The organism is Austwickia sp. TVS 96-490-7B, assembly GCF_019331795.1.
In the GTDB taxonomy this organism is placed as follows: Bacteria; Actinomycetota; Actinomycetes; order Actinomycetales; family Dermatophilaceae; genus Austwickia.
Genome location: NZ_JAHPZL010000003.1, coordinates 95244 through 113929 on the forward strand (window position 1 = coordinate 95244; position 18686 = coordinate 113929).

At 64.2% G+C, this 18686-nt stretch carries 16 protein-coding genes; 9 read left to right on the forward strand and 7 right to left on the reverse strand.

Annotated features, from left to right (window positions below; genetic code table 11):
- Positions 1-99 precede the first annotated feature (99 nt).
- From infB to rimP, 4 genes are all read right to left on the reverse strand, one after another.
- Positions 100-3102 (reverse strand): translation initiation factor IF-2, encoded by a 3003-nt coding sequence (gene infB, locus KEM60_RS03055; protein ID WP_219106047.1) that lies wholly within the window; start codon positions 3100-3102, stop codon positions 100-102.
- 97 nt (positions 3103-3199) lie between these two features.
- Positions 3200-3568 carry a YlxR family protein gene (locus KEM60_RS03060; protein WP_219106048.1) on the reverse strand — a complete coding sequence of 123 codons (369 nt, stop codon included), beginning with the start codon at positions 3566-3568 and terminating at the stop codon, positions 3200-3202.
- An 18-nt stretch (positions 3569-3586) separates the two neighbouring features.
- Positions 3587-4627, reverse strand: a complete 1041-nt coding sequence (nusA, locus tag KEM60_RS03065) for a transcription termination factor NusA (protein WP_255574182.1) — start codon at positions 4625-4627, stop codon at positions 3587-3589.
- Complete coding sequence (gene rimP / locus KEM60_RS03070) at positions 4627-5250, reverse strand: ribosome maturation factor RimP (protein ID WP_219106049.1); 624 nt, start codon at positions 5248-5250, stop codon at positions 4627-4629. Before rimP ends, nusA begins: the two co-directional genes overlap by 1 nt.
- Positions 5251-5430: 180 nt before the next feature.
- On the opposite strand from rimP, the gene KEM60_RS03075 reads away from it, so the two are divergent.
- From KEM60_RS03075 to KEM60_RS03105, 7 genes are all read left to right on the forward strand, one after another.
- On the forward strand, positions 5431-6756 hold the full coding sequence (locus tag KEM60_RS03075; RefSeq protein ID WP_219106050.1) for a hypothetical protein: 1326 nt from the start codon (positions 5431-5433) through the stop codon (positions 6754-6756).
- A gap of 84 nt (positions 6757-6840) precedes the next feature.
- Positions 6841-7458 carry a hypothetical protein gene (locus KEM60_RS03080; protein WP_219106051.1) on the forward strand — a complete coding sequence of 206 codons (618 nt, stop codon included), beginning with the start codon at positions 6841-6843 and terminating at the stop codon, positions 7456-7458.
- Positions 7459-7578: 120 nt separating this feature from the next.
- Positions 7579-8169: a copper chaperone PCu(A)C gene (locus KEM60_RS03085; RefSeq protein WP_219106052.1), complete on the forward strand. Its 591-nt coding sequence runs from the start codon at positions 7579-7581 to the stop codon at positions 8167-8169.
- On the forward strand, positions 8166-9455 hold the full coding sequence (locus KEM60_RS03090) for a Dyp-type peroxidase (RefSeq protein ID WP_255574183.1): 1290 nt from the start codon (positions 8166-8168) through the stop codon (positions 9453-9455). The genes KEM60_RS03085 and KEM60_RS03090 overlap by 4 nt, the downstream gene beginning before the upstream one ends.
- Positions 9456-9590: 135 nt before the next feature.
- Positions 9591-10088 carry a thiol peroxidase gene (gene tpx / locus KEM60_RS03095; RefSeq protein WP_219106053.1) on the forward strand — a complete coding sequence of 166 codons (498 nt, stop codon included), beginning with the start codon at positions 9591-9593 and terminating at the stop codon, positions 10086-10088.
- Between the two features lie 62 nt (positions 10089-10150).
- Positions 10151-10468 carry a hypothetical protein gene (locus KEM60_RS03100; protein WP_255574184.1) on the forward strand — a complete coding sequence of 106 codons (318 nt, stop codon included), beginning with the start codon at positions 10151-10153 and terminating at the stop codon, positions 10466-10468.
- Positions 10469-10607: 139 nt separating this feature from the next.
- A complete protein-coding gene (locus KEM60_RS03105; protein ID WP_219106055.1) occupies positions 10608-11228 on the forward strand; it encodes a hypothetical protein in 621 nt (206 codons plus the stop codon).
- Positions 11229-11266: 38 nt separating this feature from the next.
- Here the strand turns inward: KEM60_RS03105 and KEM60_RS03110 are convergent, their stop codons facing one another.
- The 3 genes from KEM60_RS03110 to KEM60_RS03120 are packed head-to-tail and all read right to left on the reverse strand — an operon-like array spanning position 11267 to position 14069.
- Positions 11267-12013 carry an FAD:protein FMN transferase gene (locus KEM60_RS03110; protein WP_219106056.1) on the reverse strand — a complete coding sequence of 249 codons (747 nt, stop codon included), beginning with the start codon at positions 12011-12013 and terminating at the stop codon, positions 11267-11269.
- Positions 12010-12561 (reverse strand): FMN-binding protein, encoded by a 552-nt coding sequence (locus tag KEM60_RS03115; RefSeq protein ID WP_219106057.1) that lies wholly within the window; start codon positions 12559-12561, stop codon positions 12010-12012. Before KEM60_RS03115 ends, KEM60_RS03110 begins: the two co-directional genes overlap by 4 nt.
- Before the next feature lie 50 nt (positions 12562-12611).
- Entirely contained in the window at positions 12612-14069 is a 1458-nt protein-coding gene (locus tag KEM60_RS03120) for a ferric reductase-like transmembrane domain-containing protein (protein ID WP_219106058.1), read from the reverse strand.
- A gap of 112 nt (positions 14070-14181) precedes the next feature.
- Between KEM60_RS03120 and KEM60_RS03125 the strand changes: the two genes are divergently transcribed.
- Both KEM60_RS03125 and KEM60_RS03130 read left to right on the forward strand, forming a co-directional pair.
- Positions 14182-16080, forward strand: coding sequence for an alpha-amylase family glycosyl hydrolase (locus tag KEM60_RS03125; protein WP_219106059.1), 1899 nt, complete (start codon positions 14182-14184; stop codon positions 16078-16080).
- Positions 16081-16157: 77 nt separating this feature from the next.
- Positions 16158-18686, forward strand: a 2529-nt coding sequence (locus KEM60_RS03130; RefSeq protein ID WP_255574185.1) for a hypothetical protein, incomplete at its 3' end; no start/stop codon positions are given.

Consider the following 18686-nt stretch of genomic DNA (forward strand, 5'->3'; position numbering starts at 1 on the left):
ATCGGCCGGGTCATGCGACAACGAGGTCACATGACCCGGCCGATCTATGTCAGCTGGGCCGGAGGCCGCGGCCGATGAGGGCCACGACCCGGTCCGTCATCAGGCGCGAGGCTTCTCCCGCATCTCGTACGTCGTGATGAGGTCGTCGATCTGCAGATCGTTGAACGATCCCAGGTTGATACCACATTCGTAGCCCTCGCGGACCTCGGTGACATCGTCCTTGAAACGCCGCAGACCTGCGATTTCCAGGCCTTCGGTGATGACGACGCCTTGACGGGTGATGCGCGCCTTGGTGCCACGCTTGATCTCGCCAGAGCGAACCAACGAACCGGCGATGTTGCCGAACTTGCTGGACCGGAAGATCTCCCGGATCTCCGCGGTGCCGAGCTGGTGCTCCTCGAACTCCGGCTTGAGCATGCCCTTCAGAGCCGCTTCGATCTCCTCGATGGCCTGGTAGATCACCGAGTAGTAGCGGATCTCAACGCCCTCACGTTCGGCGTACTCCGCGTTCTGGCCTTCGGCCCGCACGTTGAAGCCGATGATGACCGCGTTGGAGGCCATCGCCAGGTTGATGTTGTTCATCGTGATGGCGCCGACACCGCGGTCAATGATCCGCAGGTCGACCTCGTCGCCCACATCGATCTGCAACAGGGCGTCTTCGAGGGCTTCGACCGAACCCGACACGTCACCCTTGAGGATGAGGTTGAGCGTCTCGACCTTGCCCGCGGCCAGGGCCTCGTTAAGGTCTTCGAGGCTGATCCGCTTTCGTGCCTTGGCCAGGGACGCTTGCCGGTCGGCAGCTTCCCGCTTCTCGGCGATCTGTCGTGCGGTCCGGTCGTCCGGCGCCACGATGAAGGTGTCGCCAGCTCGTGGCACGCTCGACAGACCCAGCACCTGGACTGGACGAGAGGGCAGAGCCACATCAAGGTGGTTGCCGTGCTCGTCGAGCATGGCACGGACGCGTCCGTAAGCACTTCCCGCCACGATCGAGTCCCCCACACACAGGGTGCCTGACTGGACCAGCACTGTCGCGGTGGCACCGCGACCACGGTCGAGGTTGGCCTCGATCGCCACGCCGCGAGCATCCTTATCGGGGTTAGCCCGCAGGTCAAGAGCTGCATCAGCAGTGAGCAGGACAGCGTCGAGCAACTCGTCGATGTTAAGTCGCTGCTTGGCAGACACGTCGACGAACATGGTTTCGCCGCCGTACTCCTCGGCGATGAGGTTGTACTCGGTGAGCTGCTGACGGATCTTTGAGGGGTTGGCGCCCTCGACGTCCACCTTGTTGACCGCCACCACAATCGGCACGTCGGCCGCCTGGGCGTGGTTGAGGGCCTCAATGGTCTGCGGCATGACACCGTCATCAGCCGCCACCACCAGGATGGCAATGTCAGTCACCTTCGCACCGCGGGCTCGCATGGCGGTGAACGCCTCGTGACCAGGGGTGTCGATGAAAGTGATCGGACGCTGCTGACCATCGTGTTCGGTGGTGATCTGATAGGCACCGATGTGCTGGGTGATGCCTCCGGCCTCCGTCGCGATGACATTGGCGTGACGGATGGCATCCAACAGCTTCGTCTTACCGTGGTCGACGTGTCCCATCACGGTGACCACCGGCGGCCTGGCCTCCAGGAGCGCGTCGTCCTCTCCCTCGGCCTCAGCTTCCAGGTTGATGCCGAAGGACCCGAAGAGTTCGCGCTCTTCGTCCTCAGGCGAAACGACCTGGATGTCATAGCCCAGTTCCTCGCCGAGGATCTTGAAGGTGTCCTCGTCCAGGGACTGTGTCGCCGTTGCCATCTCACCGAGGTGGAAGAGCACGGTGACCAAGCTGGCCGGGTTGGCGTTGATCTTGTCAGCGAAGTCGGTCAACGAAGCCCCACGACGCACACGCACCACGGTCGAACCGTCGCCACGAGGGACGCTCACTCCGCCAATGGTGGGAGCTTGCATCTGCTCGAACTCTTGACGCTTCGCACGCTTGCTCTTGCGCTGCTTGTTACGTCCGCCACCGCGTCCGAAGGCACCCTGCGTGCCGCCACGGCCTCCGGGCCCGCCGGGGCGACCCCCACCGAAGCCGCCACCGCCGCCGGGACGACCAGCGCCACCGCCGCCGCCAGGACGACCACCGCCGCCACCGGGACGACCCCCACCAGGACGTGCCGGACGCTCACCCGGACGAGGGACCGACGCGCGGTCCGGCATCATGCCTGGGTTGGGACGGACACCACCTGGACGGGGCGCGCTGGGACGCGGTCCACCTGCACCAGGTGCGCCACCACCGGGACGGCCACCGCCGCCACCGCCGCCGGGACGCGGACCAGGAGCACCCTGCCCGCCACCTTGACGAGCCTGGCCGGGACGAGGCATGCCCTGGCTCGAGGCAAAAGGATTGTTTCCTGGGCGTGGCGAACCTTCCCGACCAGAGCGCATGCCCTGGCTGGAAGAGAAGGGATTGTTGCCCGGGCGTGGCCCCGGACGGGGGCCGGGACGGGCGTCACCATGGGGACGGCCTGCGCCACCGCCAGGACGAGGCCCTGGGCGGGCATCGCCACCGGAGCGCGGGCCGGGACGGGCATCGCCACCAGGTCGTGGCCCCGGGCGGGCCGCCCCTCCTGAACGGCCGGCTCCCCCTTGTGCGCCACCACGGCTGGCAGGCTTGGGCGCAGCGGGACCTGGTTTCGGAGCTGCTGGGCCAGGCTTGGGAGCAGCGGGGGCCGCCGGAGCAGCTGGGGCCTGGGCCGCAGGAGCCGGAGCTGGCGCTGGTACTGGCGGCGCAGGAGTCGGCGCCAGCGTAGCAGGAGCCTCCACCTCGACGGGAGGGGCCGGTGGCGTGGGCGCGCTGGGCATCGGTCCTGGCTTAGGAACTGCCGGCCGTGGTGCGCTCGGACGGGGCGGACCTGGAACTGGCCGAGGACCGCCTCCAGACGGCTTGCGTCCAGCCAATTCAGCGGGGAAGTTCTCGCGGAGCTTGCGCACCACGGGTGGTTCGATGGTGGAGCTCGCGGAACGCACGAACTCACCACTGGATTTCAGGTGCTCCAGCAACACCTTGCTCTCGACTCCGAGCTCTTTTGCGAGCTCGTAGACCCGGACCTTAGCCACGTCTCTCCTGTCTATGGTCCGAAGGCGTCGAGGCCACGAACCATGGTTAAAGCTGGGCAGTGCTCATTGCTGAGTACTCATCGCTTGCTCATCAGCGTCAAACCCGCTTCCGGTTCTGATTTCGGCCGAGGTCCTGAGAGAGGCCCTCGGTGGTCTTACTGGTGTCCTGCGTCTCCTGCACGGTCCCGATCTGCGCCGCCAGCTCGTCGAGCAGCAGGCTGACGTCCAGTGGAGCCGTGACCCGGAGGGCCCGACGAAATGCCTGACGGCGCCTAGCCTCGTTGAGGCACGCAGCAGACTCATGGAGCCATGCACCTCGACCGGGCAGACGACGACGATGGTCGACCACGAGGATAGGACCATCCTCACGCTCGGCCACGACGACCCTCAGGAGTTTCGACCGGGACTCCCGCCCACGACATCCGACACATGTGCGTACCGGTCCGGCGGGAACGGTCTGATTCATCTTACCCGCTCCGCGAACTCAATCCCTACCCGGTCGATCGTCCGCTCTCACGCTGTCACCTCCGGTGGCACCGGTGTCAACCACCGTGTCCGGACGGATGTCGATCCGCCATCCAGTCAGCTTTGCAGCGAGTCGAGCGTTCTGCCCTTCCTTGCCAATGGCCAGCGAAAGCTGGTAGTCCGGCACGACGACCCGAGCCGCACGCAATTTGGGGTCGACAACCTCAACCGAAGAAACACGAGCCGGGGACAGTGCTGCCGCAACAAACTCGGTCGGGTCCGGAGAGAAATCGACAATATCGATCTTCTCACCGCGCAATTCAGTCATGACCGCGCGCACCCGCGCTCCCATCGGGCCGATGCAGGCGCCTTTAGCGTTGATTCCTGCGGCAGTGGCGTGAACCGCGATTTTGGTGCGATGCCCTGCTTCCCGAGCCAACGCCGCAATCTCCACGGTGCCGTCGGCGATTTCCGGGACTTCTAGCGCAAACAGCTTTCGCACGAGATGAGGGTGGGTGCGGGACAGCCCGATCTGTGGTCCGCTGGGGCCGCGTTTCACGCTGACCACGTAGCACCGAAGACGCTCACCGTGGCGGTAGCTCTCCCCAGGGACCTGCTCTGCCTGCGGCAGAATGCCTTCCACCGCTCCCAGGTCCACCATCACATTGCGGCCCTGACTCTGCTGAATCACGCCGGTGATGATGTCCCCCTCACGGCCACGGAAGTCACCCAAGACAGCGTCGTCTTCTAGCTCCCGCAGCCGTTGGACGATGACCTGCCGAGCGGTTGATGCCGCCACCCTGCCAAAACCGTCAGGGGTGTCGTCAAACTCCGGACCAGCTTCACCACGGGTGCCGTCCTCTTGCACCGGAGCGTCCTCTCGGGCCCAGACGATGACATGCCCGGTCTTCCGGTCCAGATCGACCCGAGCATGCCGGTAGGCGCCCTCAGTGCGCTGATAAGCCAATAACAGAGCTTGCTCGATCGCCGGGACAATCACATCCAGTGAGATGTCACGTTCCCGCTCCAACGCCCGCAGCGCGGCCAGGTCGATGTCCATCAGATCTCCTCGTCGTCGTGGGGGGAAGGGGTCACGGCCTCGTCGGACTGCGGCCGGTGAGCAGCCTGAGGCTTGACGTCATCGACGTCCTCCTCCGTGTCCGTCGGTTCCGCTGCCGGGTCTTCGGCGTGGGTGAACTCGACCTGGACCCGAGCGCGCGTGATCTGCGCCGGGAGCATGTCGCGCTGTCCGCTTCCGACGTCAAAGGTCAGAAGGTCAGGCCCAGCGGCGATCAGTCGACCAGTGAAGGTCCCGTCCGCCGACGTCACTACCTCGAGCATTCGGCCGACGTTCCGGCGAAAGTGCCGGAACTGCGTTAACGGTCGAGACAGGCCCGGTGAACTGACCTCAAGCACGTACGGGGTGTCTCCGAAAGGGTCGAGGACGTCGAGCGCGTCACTAATAGCCCGGGTCGCCTCCGCAACCTCGTCCAACGACAGCGGCGGGACGATACTGACGCCGTCATCGGCAGGGATGGTAACCAGATCACGATCAACGCTGATTCGGACAAGGCGCCGCTGACCCGCAGGCGTCACGGCAACTTCTTCGGTCAAGAGCCCCAGGCTGCTGATAGCGTCCCCCGCAACACCTGCGAGACGCATGTGCTGATCGCTGCCCGACATGCCTGCTCCTGCTCTTCTCGAATTCTCCCCGACGGCCCGTGGCCACCGGCGTACTCCAGCCACTCTAGCCGGGCCACCACCTGCAGGCATCGCCGGACGCGCCCCGGAGTGCGAGGATGAACGGCGATGTCCCTTCCGCCCACTCCTACCCCACGGATCCCGATGCCCTCGCCTCACCCTTTGCGACGCACAGTTACTAGACGCCAGCTCCTCACTGCCGGTGCAGGATTCGCGGGAATAGCTGCTGCCGCAGCCTTCGGATTGCGCCTCGGGACGAGCCCCTTGTCGACATCAGGAACGCGCACGGTAGATCCGCGGGTTCTCGCGATCTATCTCGAACGGCGGACCGTTCGAGCCGCCAGAGAAGCGGCTACGACCTCGGCACACCACGCGGCACATCCGCTCGCCGAGAAGATCGTTGCTCTCCACTCCACCCAGGATCAGGTCCTTTCAGCTCGATTGCGCGACCTCGGGCAAGACCCCGACCACACTGGAGCCCTGGACCAGCTGGTTCAGGATCCCTCCACCTCGACTAGTCATCCCACCATTCCCGGATGGCCACCGATCTGGTCGACCGGCACGGCCGCGGCCACGACGTCTCGTCCGACGACAGCACCCACCAACACGTCGCCCGGAACAGCAGCGGTATCCGCGCAAGCCGCCCCTGGGACGGACCACTTCGACCCGGGGACATCTCGGCCACTTCCTGCACCGTCTCACAAGAGATTGAGATCTTCGCCAGCTACGGCCTTAGCACCGCCTACGTCCGCCTCAGCCACGGCACTTCCGACGGACATCGGCACTCCAGTGATGCCCACCTCCGCACCCACCTTTCCCGACGATGGGGTCCGCCCCACCCCGACGAGTCCCGCCGGCGACAATCGCTCATCTCGACCCGGGGATCTGCTTGAGATGGAGGCGAAGGGGACCACCACCGAAGGGCCCGACGCGGTCACTGCGATCCCGGCCACCGAGGCGCCACTGCTGCTGTCCGTCAAGATCCAGCGACGCGCCTGCACTTTGCTCCTCACTGGTCAGCACCGAGCCACGACCAGTTCCAGCGCTGCCTCCCGAGAGAAAAAAAGACCACCTGTTTTCGTCTCCACCGCCCAAGCAGCTCGAGCCGCCACCGCCTTGCGCGCCGCTCAATACGGCCTCGAAGTCGCCACCGCCCGCAGCAATGGCGACCAACGCACCCGGCTGAGCTCCGTCCTCACCTGGCTGACCGCATTGCGATTGGACGCAGAATCCCACGCTGGCCAGGAAAACATCACCGCTCCAGACGGCTACGCCCTGCCTGCTCCGGTGAACTCTCCAGACAGCGCGCTACGCCTCGCCCACACCTGCCTCACCACTTTGACCGACAGTCTCCTGGCCGGCGCAGAAGCTGCCGCTGGCGCTCCTGACGCCCTGCTCACCCTGCTGGAATGGGGCGCTGGCGCCGAAGCCCGAGCCCATGACCTCGGCGCGCCGCTGCGTCCCTTCCCCGGGTTGCGCCCGCGCTGATCGCCTCACCTCGCCAGGCGCTACCTGAAGAACCCGATAGGTGCACCAGGCCACAGGTCCCGAACTTCTCAGTACCCTAGGCCCGTGACTTCCCCGGACCGCGGCACCCTTCGACTGGCGCGTCTGGCTGCCTTCGTCGTGGCATGCCTGGTCCTCGCCACGGCCGGGCACAGCCATGCATCACCACATGCCCCCGGTCTCGGAGCGACCCTGATCGTGGTCGTTCCGCTGATCTTGACTGGATTGTGGTTCACCGCCCGCGAGCGCGGTACCACCGCGTTATTCGTGTTGCTTTCCGTCGTACAGCTCAGTTTGCATGGGATTTTTGCCTTGGCTCATCAGGGGAGCCACCTCTCCGCCGTACCGTCTCTGAGCGCATCATGTGGGCTCTCGCCTGTCGTCATGACCCGGGCGACGCTACCGCGTGGCTCATGGGACCTGACCGTTCTCATCCCGGAACCGACCATGATGTGGAGCCACCTGGTCGCGACGCTGCTGACTGCGGCGTTCCTCGGGTGGGGGGAACGTTCTTTGTGGGCCTGGTTCCGACGTGTTCGTCCAGCTCTTCCAGGGGCATTGCGCGAAATCGTGGTGCCGGTGGGTCCGCCGCCAGTGGGTCGCCCCAAACCTCGGCTGCGATCGGTGGCTTTGCAGCATGTGGCGCCGGTGCGGGGTCCTCCGTGTTTGGCGCTGCTCGCCTGACATTGTTGCGACCTGTCCGAATGTGATTTGGCAGCTGGCGACCTTTCAGGCCTGAGCCCCTGTCGACCGCCGTACGCCCTGCCCGTGAGACGGGCCAGCCTCAAGGACGTTTTCATCATCATGACTTCACGTATCGCGATGCCCCTCACCGTCTGTGCCCTGTTGGCTCTGACGAGTTGCGGATCTAGCTCGGACAACGCCCCCCAAGCCAGCAACACCGGCCAAAGCAGCAGCACGAGTGCCACCAGCGCGCCCGCCACCAGCGGGTTGAGCGTGACCGACGCCTGGGTCAAAGCGCTGCCCGACCTCGGGGAGAAAGCCATGACCGGCGCTTTCGGCAAGATCAAAAACACCACTGATCACGACATCACCATCGTTTCGGCGACGCAGAATGTGTCGGACACGACTGAACTGCACGAGATGGTCACCAAAGATGGCAAGCAGGTCATGAAACCTGTTGAGGGCGGGTTCACCGTGAAAGCTGGCGCCACGCTAGAACTGAAGCCTTATCACGACCACATCATGATCATGAAGATGACTAAGTCGCTGCCGATCGGTGAAAAGGTCACCTTCACCTTGGTCACGAAAGATGGCGCAAAGGTTGAATTCACTGCCCCAGCGAAACAGTTCACCGCACCGCAGGAGAACTATTCGCCTGGCACCGGGACCTCTTCCCACGCCATGTCCCACTCGTCCTCTTCGACGAAGTGAGCACCCCGCAGGGCCCGACTGACGGGCCAGGATCGCGACGACTCTCTCGGCGGGCGATGCTCGGTGGTGGTGCTGTCGTTGCGGGAAGTGCTCTCGCTGGCGGTGCCATCGGTGTTGCGTGGGATCGCCCCACCGTCGTCGGGTCGGGCCCTGCGGCCCCCACTCCAGCTGATGCTGGCACGTCCATGGTCCCGGCATCTGCCACACACGGCACCGCTCAAGAACCGTTTTTTGGTCGCCATCAGTCGGGGATCCTCACCCGCCAGCAGGCGTACGGCGTCTTTCTCGGTTTGAATTTACGTCCCGGCAGTGACCTGGCCAAGGTGGCCACGTTGTTGACCTTGCTCTCTGATGATGCGGCCCGTCTGACCCGGGGCGCCCCGCCTCTGGGTGCCTTGGAGGACGACATCGCTCGACTGCCAGCGCGCCTGACCGTCACCTTCGGTTTTGGGGTCGGATTGTTTCGAGCCATCGGTAAGCCTCAGGCGATCCCCGCTGATCTGGCGGCGTTGCCGAGTTTCCCCACTGACAAGTTGCAGCCCCGATGGGGACAAACCGACCTGGTGTTGCAGATCTGCTCTGATGAGCCAGTCACCTTGTCCTATGCGCAGCGAAGGCTGGCGCGGGATGCGGCAGCCTTCGCCACCGTCGCGTGGGTGCAATCTGGCTTCGTCAACGCTGTCGGCACCGAAAAATCTGGCACCACTGCCCGCAACCTGATGGGAATGCGCGATGGCACCGCCAATGAGTCCGACCCTGCTCAGGCAGCTCAGGTGGTCTGGTGCACTGACACCGCCTACCCGCACCTGGTCGATGGGTCCCATCTGGTCATTCGGCGTATCCCCATCGACTTGGAAGCGTGGGACGACCTGGAGGTGGCGGCTAAGGAAGCCGGGTTTGGTCGTCGGATAAGTGACGGTTCGCCGCTGACCGGACGGGTGGAACGCGACCCTGTCGACCGAAATGCCAAGGATAAAGATGGTTTTCCAGTGGTGAACCCGGCCGCCCACGCGGCTCGAGCACAGGCCCGCACTGCCGGGGAACGGATGATCCGCCGCGCCTATAACTACGACAGCGGATTAACCCCCGAAGGTCAGACTGACGCCGGGCTAATTTTTGCTTGCTACCAAAAAGATGTGACCAGCGCGTTCGTCACTGTCCAGCGTCGACTCGCCGAGAAAGACATGCTCAATCTCTGGACGACGCATATCGGGTCAGCGTCGTACGCCGTACCGCCTGGGGCAGCCGAAGGACAGTACGTCGGGCAGCGACTCCTTGAAGGGTGAATATGGTTGGAGGCGATGAAGATCGTCCCCCATCACCTTCACCCACCCATGGCAGCAGCCCAGCGGAGCGCACCACCCACCGACACACCGACGCACCCCCTGTCCTCGTCGAGGAGGTTCTGCTAGACAGGCGCTATGGCTACCACTGCATTCAAGGGATCCCCCATCCACACGTGCGGCGATTTGCCCGCCACCGACGCCGCTGCCCCCGGGTTTACCCTGGTCGGCACCGACTTGTCCGACATCACCTCGACCGCAATGCAGGACAAACGAGTTGTGCTCAACATCTTTCCGAGTGTTGACACCGGCGTCTGTGCCGCATCGGTACGGAAGTTCAACGAACTCGCTGCGGCGATGGACAACACCACTGTCGTCTGCGCCTCCGCTGATCTTCCCTTTGCCTTGGGACGGTTCTGTGGTGCGGAAGGCATCGAGAATGTCGTGGCAGCCAGCAGCTTCCGAGGCGACTTCGGTCAAGCCTACGGAGTCACCATGACCGACGGGCCGCTGGCGGGGCTGCTCGCGCGTTCCGTGGTGGTGATCGACGAAACCGGCACGGTCCGCCACTGTGAGCTCGTCCCGGAGATCACCCAGGAACCCGACTACGACGCTGCGATGGCCGCTCTGCGCTGATCGTGACCTCGTGCGAAAGTCGAGGTGACGACTCCACTTCGACCAACGATCGAGATGATCTCGTGGTCATCGTCGTTTTCGCACCGGTGGAGGCCGCCGACGTCATCCGCGACGCGGCGGCCCACGCTGGTGCCGGAGCGATCGGCGCGTACCGTGCCTGCTCCTTCACCGCTTCCGGTGAAGGACGTTTTCTGCCGACCGCTGGCGCGACCCCGACGATCGGTCACGTTGGAGTCCCCGAGGTGGTAGCCGAGAGCCGGATTGAAGTGGTGTGTCCGCGCCGCCAGGCTCGCGAGGCGTTGACGGCGATGCTCGCTGTCCATCCCTATGAAGAACCAGCGCATCATGTCTACCCGACGATCCCGTGTGATCAGCTGTGATCCGCCGTGCCTCAACGCCGTGATCAAAGCTATCTGTCAAGCGTCCGCTCGCGCACGGTATCCTTCCCGACGGCTGAGGACGTGCCCACCCGGAAGGTCCGCTCGTCCACATCACACGACCATTGAGGGAGACTGACGAGTGACGGCGACTGAGACCCCCCACGATCTCAACGGGGCACGCCCGCCACGCATGATGACTCGTTCTGCTCAGCTTGCCTGGTGCGTCCTGGCCTTAGTGATTCTGGGTGCCGCCTGCTGGACAGCAGTCAATCCAGCCGACCTGGTCATTGTGGATGTCTTCGCCCATCCCTCGCTGTGGGGTGTCGTGGGAATGCTGCTCATGGCGATGGGGGTCTTGCCCCGTAACGTCCCGCGGGCTCGGTTGGTAGCAGCCATCATCGGCTCCTTGGTCGTCGTAGCGATTGTCACCGCGCTTTCTGCGGTCGTTGCCGACCCGATCGACGAGTGGAGCCTCGCCGCTGAATCACCTCAGGTGCCCTACCGAGTCACGATGCGCGAAGACATGGAATTCGGTGAGGAGGTGTGGGAGATTCGAGCCGAAACTGACCGAGGAATAGCCAGCAGGTTTGTGATGGTCGCTTGCGGATCACGGGAAATCGCTCCGCGCCCGCAGATTTCATTGCCCCAGCCAGGTGAGATCGTCCTCACGACCCCAGAGAAGACCTACCATCTCAAAGTCGACCCACAGACCGGCCGTCCCTCCGAGCCGGTCCCCCACGAGCTGTACTGCGTTCCCTGAGCACTTTGCAGCGCAGGAAAACATGGGGATCGGGAAGATCACAGTCGAATGACCTCCCACCCCTCTTGACCCCTGATCCGCTGCTCCAGGTCAGCAGGACCCACAAACAGTGCCGTCGCCCAGACATCAGCAGCAATGATGTCCGGGGCCACCACGCTGACCGATCCGCGACGCCACCGACGCTCACCGCTGACCGGGTCGACCAGATGCGCGCCGCGAGCCGCGCATCCAGAGGTGGCTAATGCCCCGTCCCTCAGCTCTACCACCCGCGCGATATGACCGGCTTGATCTGGATCCTCCACCCCCAACCGCCAGGGACGGTCCTGCGTGTCAGCCTCATCCCGACCGCCCACGACAATGTCGCCACCACCGTTGACGCAGTAAGCATGACCCTGCAGTCTCCTCAGCATCACCGCAGCCCGAGCCAGCGCCCACCCTTTAACCAGACCGGTTGGATCGATCAGCCATCGTCCACTGTCCTCGTCCGGAAGCACCGACATGAAGGCCCCATCGGTGAGGACCCGGTACTTCTCGCACAGATTCCACACTTCAGTCATCTCCGGGCAGCACTGTGCCATCGTCACCTCCCCACGGCGTAACCGCGATAGTTCGCTGTCTGGCCGCCACCGCGAAAACGTCGCATCCACCCACCGGAGATCGGCGTACACCTCATCGACCAGCGCACTCACCCACAGCGCGCGAGCTTCTCGCCCCCGCACCTGGATACTGACCGGCATCCCCATCACCTCCCGAACATGCGCCACGACCGACGATGTCCCCGTCATGCCCGAGCCTGATCGATCGCCGCCTGCAGCGACGCCGTATATCCCGACCACGTCACCGTGGCTCCAGACACGGCATCGATCTGCGCTGACTGTGCGGCTAGCACTGCGGCGTCGTACTTCGGTAAGGCCTCGTCATTGATCTGACGGTCACGGCTCTTGCCCTGGGGATACACCACCGCATGCGACCGGGTGATCCGCCCCCGAGCCACAGTCATCTCCACTTGGACGTCACCGCGACGGGTAGACACCACGGACCCGGTGAACGTCCCGTCACGCAAGGCTCCCGGTGGCAGCGTCGGTGGAGCGCCACCACCTGAGCGTGCCGTCGCTGCGGATGGCGAGCTAGACATTGCATTCCGCGGCGTCGGTGCTGCCACCACCGCAGGACCGGCCTGACTCGTCGCCGGGGTGACGACTTTTCGACTGGTGTGATAGCTCACTCCCAACACCACCACAGTGAGCGTGCTCATCCCCACCACCACATGACGCACCCACGGCCGTGGATCCTCCACCGGGGTGAAACTCTCGTATTGCGAGACCTCATTCATCGGATGTCCTTCCGTCACCGAAATCTGACCTGGTTGAGTCGAGTCCTCGCTCAGCTCGAAAAACATTCCGCATGGATGCGACTGCGAGGCACTCCCGTGGCCATCGCTGCCCTGACCACAGCGCGAGTCCACCCTGCACCCCCACAGATAAACAGCTCACGATCATGCAGATCAGGGCAGATAGAGCGGAGCGCTTCATCGTCACGCACGTGCTCCCAGGACTGAGGCAGCCACGATCTCCTCCCGCGGATCCGAGGACCCGCGATGGTCCGCACTTCCGCCCCGCGAGAGGCGCCCGCAGCAGCGAGTTCCCGGGACAACGGCGCCGTCACGACATCGGACACCCGATGCACGACGATCGCATCTCCTGGTGCCAGAGCCATTGACTCCACCAACGCTTTGATCGGAGCAGCGCCGATCCCCGAGGCCAACAGCAACACTTTCCGACGGCACCGAACCCCCTCGTGGAAGCGCCCATACGGTCCTTCGATCAAGACTGAGGTGCCCACCTTCAACCGCGCCAAGCGGGCAGTCCCTGCACCGACCATCGCGACACTGATCTGCAGCTGGCACCCATCAGGCGCCGCCGACAGCGAAAAGGGATGCGCTCGCGTCCATCCCGGACCGTCAAGGAAGCGCCACCAGAAGAATTGCCCCCCTGCGGCACCCAACCGGTCCAGCGCACGTCCGGTCATGGTGACCGTGACCACCCCACCAGGGCTCAGGTCGACCCCGGTCACCACCACTCGGTGGCGCAGGCTGCGCCACAACGGAATCACCACCCGATACCAGACCAACAGCACCACCGCTCCAGCCCAGGACAACCACCAGTACGCCGTGACCCACGGCGCGGCGAGAAAATTCTTGCCGGTCCATACCTGATGTGGCAGTGCAAGGAAGCACCCGAGGTATGCGTAGAGATGAAGGAGATGCCAGGACTCATAACGCAGCCTGCGTCGGACCGGCCTGAGACTGCTCACCCCTACCACCACCAACGCTGCGGTCCCCATTGTTGCCAGCACCATCGCTGGCATGTCAGTGACGACCTGCCAGGTGATGCCAGGCAGGTCAGCGACCTTCAGGCCGGCGTACCCCAGAAGGATCAACCCGACGTGCCCCACCATGCCCGCCAGACTGATCCCGCCGACCCAGCCATGTATCACCGCAAGCCGGTCCTGACCGACAGCTTGTTCCAGCCATGGAAGGCGCGCCATCAGCACGACCTGGATCAACAGCAAGTACGCCGCCACCAATCCCGCCAGTCGGCCTCCTGAGGTCACCACCGTGGTCAGCGACCCCATCTCCAGCAGAGCACCACCGCGAACCCACATCGCCAGCACCACCAGCAGACCAGCCCACGCCCACATCAGAAACAGAGGCGCCCACCAGCGCCGTATCGCTGGAGGACGTCCCGTACGCGTTCTTGCTCCTCCGACATGCCTCAGTGGCCAGGGCAGCTTTCCACCCGAGCCACGGTCAACGGCGGTACGGTCGAACACGGAGGTCATGGCGACACTCTCGCTGGTGATCTCAGCACCGCCCTCGGAGAATCCTGTGCCACGCCTATGAACTCGGCTGGCACCGACGAGCGACCGTCACCAGACAGGAATGAGGCGAGGCATGCCACCTCAGGGACTGCACCAGGACAGCCAGTACGAGGCTCGGCACCGCCGCTGGTGGCCTGACGTTCTCTGCGGGCTGCGCGACCTGTACGACGAAGACACTGCGGTCCGGACCGGTGCACGCCTAGAGCAGCTCTCCCGGGACGCACACCGAGTGCGTGACGCCGACCTAGTGGACCTCGACTACGAACGGCTCCTTCGTCCAGACCGGCTGTGCACCCCCGAAATGATCGGCTACTCCGCGGACACTGAACGCTTCGCCGGGGACCTCGCAGCTGTGCGTGACCGTCTCGACTATCTCCATGAGCTCGGGGTCACCTACCTGCATTTGATGCCGCCGTTCCTGGCCCGTGCTGGCGATGATGACGGTGGCTATGCGGTCGCGGACTACCGACAGATCCGGCCGATTCTCGGCACGATGGCGGATGTGCGAGAGACCACCCGACAGATGCGCGCCCGCGGCATCAGCCTGGCGTTGGACGTGATCTGCAACCATGTCGCCGACGATCACGAATGGGCCCGGCGGGCGAAAGCTGGGGAAGAGAGATACCGGCGCTATTTCCACATTTTTCCCGACCGAGAATCACCCGACGCTTACGAACAGCACCTTTCCCAAATTTTCCCGGATAGCGATCCAGGAAATTTCACCTGGGATGACGACCTCAACGCCTGGGTGTGGACAACCTTCCACTCCTTTCAATGGGATCTGAATTGGTCCAATCCGGACGTACTAGTTGAAATGACTCACGTTATCCTGGAATTAGCAAATGCCGGGGTGGAAGTCATTCGCCTCGGCGCGGTGGCCTTTGTGTGGAAACAGGCCGGGACCGACTGTCAAGGACTTCCGCAAGTGCATTCCGTGACGCAGGTCTTACGGGCGGTGGCTCGCGTCTGCTGCCCAGCGGTGAGTTTTGAAGCCGAGGCGGTCGTTCGCCTGGAGCGACTGCCCGCATACCTTGGGCAAGGACGCTGGACTGGCAAGCTCAGCGAACTCGTCTATCACGACACGCTCATGGTGCAGATTTGGTCGGCATTAGCAGCCAAAGATGCTCGGCTAGCGGCGCGGGCACTGTCCTGCCTCCCGACGTTGCCTCCCGGGACCGCATGGGTCAGTTATCTGCGCTGTCATGACGACATCGCATGGTCGGTGCGGGATGTGGACGCCACGGCGGTGGGTTGGGAGGGGGCATCCCACCGCGCATTCCTCTCCGACTGGTATGCGGGGACATTCACCGCGTCGCGAGCTCGGGGCGTCGTGACCCGTCGGGAGGGTTCCGGCGGGGAAGCCCGGATCGGCGGCACTGCTGCCGCGCTGATTGGGATCCAAGCCGACGAGGAAGACCAGGATGTCCCGCATGCCGAGCTCGACTTGGCCGCGCTGCGATTGGCCCAAGCCATCGTCTTCGGGTGGGGCGGAATCCCCGTGATCTGGAGCGGTGACGAACTTGCTGCCGTCAATGACCCCGACGGGGAGCTTGCTCCAGGCAGATCCCCCGACTTGCGGTGGACGCATCGTCCTCGGCTAGACCCGCAACGGTGGGCGCGTCGCCATGACCGCAATACCTCCCCAGGACGGGCGTTTACCGATCTGGCGACGATGGCGGCTGTCCGTCGAGAGTTGGTGCACTTGCATGCGGCGACGCCCTCGTTCGTCGACGAGATGCACGATCGGGGGGTGCTGCCGATACGGCGACCGCATCCGCAGGGCGTGATGTTGCAGTTGTACAACGTCACCCCAGAGTGGCGATTCCATCCAGGAGCGAGACTGGCTGCGCTGGGTTTGGATCCGGCAGTGGATGCCCTGACCGGTCAGGAAGTCCATCCAGGTCCCGACGGACGGGTGTGGTTGCCGCCGTACGCCGCCTGGTGGTTGGTGGCGGTCACACCGTCATCCTGACCGACAGGAAGGGCCTGGAGGGGCGCATGGGATGAACGGGGCGTGTCCTTTCCTGTGAGGTTTCTTAGGATTTCCGGGTGCGCCCCGACAGCCCCGAACGTCCACGTCCCTTCTCGGTCGACGATTCCACGGCCAAGGAGGTGGAACGATGGCTGCGAAGACGTGGGCTTCCGCAGCTGACCCGCGGGACCATCGTCGGCCATGATGTGACCGTCCGGGCGGCTCCGGTGTTGATCGTCCTCTACGCCGTGATGATGATCGTGCTCATCCCGACGTTCACTCCGGCGACATGGTCGTCAGGGTTGATCGTCAGCATCATCGTGATGTTGGTCACGTGGGTGGTCTCGAATCTGTTCCGGCGCCGCGCTCCGTTCTCTGCGCCGAACACGATCGGCCCGTTGGAGGCTTTGGCCTTCGTGGCGACCCCAGTTCTCTCGGTGTCGATGAACCCCCCACTGCTACTCAAGGATGAGCGGCCAGAAGAAGCCTTGCAGATCATGCTGGGCATCTTGCTTGTCCTGGCGGCACTGCAAATCGTCCAGCTGGTCGTCGTGTTCTTCACGGTGCTCTTCGGCGTGGTCACACTGTCCCGATGGCTTATTCATGAGTTGGCCAACGCCTTGGCCAACGGAGCCTCAGCTTTGGCATCCACCCTGCCAGTCGTCTTGGGCGTGGTGTTTTTCTTCTTCCTGAATCCGGGAATCTGGGTCACGATCGGTCGACAGACCGCTTGGGCCTATACCGGCGTCATCTCACTGTTGTTGCTTCTCACCGGGGCATTCATCGGAAGTCGTAGCCCGTTGGACATGAAAGCAATCGGTCGTTTTGAGGATGCGGACCAGCTCGGTGAGGCTTTGGTGGGTACGCCGTTGGAGGGCAAAGGCCCCCAGCTGGACGAGCCTACGAGTTGCCCGTTGGGTCGATGGGAATCGGGTAACCTGAAATTGATCGTGGTGATATCCCGGTTGATGCCAGCAGTGGTGATCGCATTAGGGGTATTCGCTTTCTTTGGGGTCTTGGGATATTTAGCCGTGGACACGGACACGGTGCGCGGCTGGACCCGGCAACCCCCCTCGATTTTCTTCGAGTTCACCACTGCCAAGCACACTTACATTCTGTCTGCGGAACACGCTCGGGTAGCTGGTTTCGTCGCCACATTCGCTGCCTTCAACTATTCACTGGCGTCAGCGACAGACTCGCGGCTGCGGCACAGCATCAATGACACGGCGGAGGACATGGCACGCAGCGCCTGCGCGCTGCGTGTGGCGCTATTGGCTTCGGTCACCCCGAGCACGGTCGCAGCTCCAGCCACCCCAGCCAAAGTCGCCACGGCGCCGACGTCTCGGACCTCCCCTGCGCCCCGAACCGCGGCAGCAACCACAGCCCCCGCCTCGCCAACACCGACACCGGATCGTCCCCTTCCCGATGGGAAGACTCGGGCCGCTACCCGCGCCGAAGCTCGTTCTCAGTCTCGTCAAGAGTCCCGACTTTCCCGACGGCTCCGCCGCAACTCCCCTCCAGCGGATTCCGCGCCCACCCCAACAGCCACCACGCCTGAAACAGCTCAGACGGCATCTCGGCGCCCAGCTGCAGCCGTCGCTGCCACAGCTGGTGCCGTCGCTGGCGTGGCAGCCGCGGTCGGAGCGGCGGCAGCGACGGCCAGCCCACGACGAGGCGAACGTCCGCCAACAGCTCCACCTGCCGCCCCCGAGTCGCCAGCAGCACCGATCTCAGCGGCGCTCCCCGAAGTGGCCCGCACTCCAGCGACACCAGCTGGGGAGCCGGTTGATCCCGTCGCCCAGGAATGGTCAGAAGGAAATCCCTGGGCCACCCCGGAGGAGCAATACTCCCCCGCGACTGGCGCACCGGAAGCAACCTCCCCAGAGAACGATCTCGTCCAGCAATGGCAAGACCACGCTGAGGCGTGGGGCCCGGATGACACCACATCGGAAGCAGACAACCTCCTGTGGGAAAACTCCGACGACCCCTCCTGGAGCGACCAGGTATCTCAGGAATGGAGCGACCCAGACGAGGAATGGGAAGACACCTCCACGCAGGCCTGGGCCTTTGATGTCTCCCAGGATTGGGATGAACCCGAAGAGACCTCGGTCCAGGTGGACGTGCGCACCGGAACCACTATCCCGGTCGCTAACACTGGTTCGTTGATCAACAGCTACGACACCGTGCCGTCGCCGACGACCTCCGAGCCCTTCGTGGTCGCCGAACCACCCGCCATATCCGATGTTCCCGAACCGTTTATCGTCGCCACTCCTCCATCCGCTCCGGCTCCCTTCGTGGTCGACCCTCCTGCGGCCACCCCGGAACCTTTCGTGGTCGCTGAACCACCTGCCGTAGCAGCCCCCCTAGCGCTATCTGAGTCGCTACCCGTCTCAGAATCACTCGCCCTCCCCGAGCCCCGCATCATGCTTGAAGAACCCCAAACCGCGGGCAGCGGCGTCATCCCCGCCGTACGACCTGGACGACACGCTGCCCCAACCACCCCCGAGATGGCCGAGGACACCACCGGGATCAGCATGATCCCGCAGCCGGAAACCCCCCGTGCCCCCGGCACCCCCTTCCTCAGCCCGTCCAGCTCAGGCATGCCC

What these genes read in the sequence shown, in the direction of transcription:
- nusA (WP_255574182.1), bottom strand. Translation starts at nt 4,627, where the DNA reads ATGGACATCGACCTGGCCGCGCTGCGGGCGTTGGAGCGGGAACGTGAC.
- KEM60_RS03125 (WP_219106059.1), top strand. Translation starts at nt 14,182, where the DNA reads ATGCCACCTCAGGGACTGCACCAGGACAGCCAGTACGAGGCTCGGCAC.
- KEM60_RS03115 (WP_219106057.1), bottom strand. Translation starts at nt 12,561, where the DNA reads ATGAATGAGGTCTCGCAATACGAGAGTTTCACCCCGGTGGAGGATCCA.
- KEM60_RS03060 (WP_219106048.1), bottom strand. Translation starts at nt 3,568, where the DNA reads ATGAATCAGACCGTTCCCGCCGGACCGGTACGCACATGTGTCGGATGT.
- tpx (WP_219106053.1), top strand. Translation starts at nt 9,591, where the DNA reads ATGGCTACCACTGCATTCAAGGGATCCCCCATCCACACGTGCGGCGAT.
- KEM60_RS03110 (WP_219106056.1), bottom strand. Translation starts at nt 12,013, where the DNA reads ATGACGGGGACATCGTCGGTCGTGGCGCATGTTCGGGAGGTGATGGGG.
- KEM60_RS03120 (WP_219106058.1), bottom strand. Translation starts at nt 14,069, where the DNA reads ATGACCTCCGTGTTCGACCGTACCGCCGTTGACCGTGGCTCGGGTGGA.
- KEM60_RS03085 (WP_219106052.1), top strand. Translation starts at nt 7,579, where the DNA reads ATGACTTCACGTATCGCGATGCCCCTCACCGTCTGTGCCCTGTTGGCT.
- rimP (WP_219106049.1), bottom strand. Translation starts at nt 5,250, where the DNA reads ATGTCGGGCAGCGATCAGCACATGCGTCTCGCAGGTGTTGCGGGGGAC.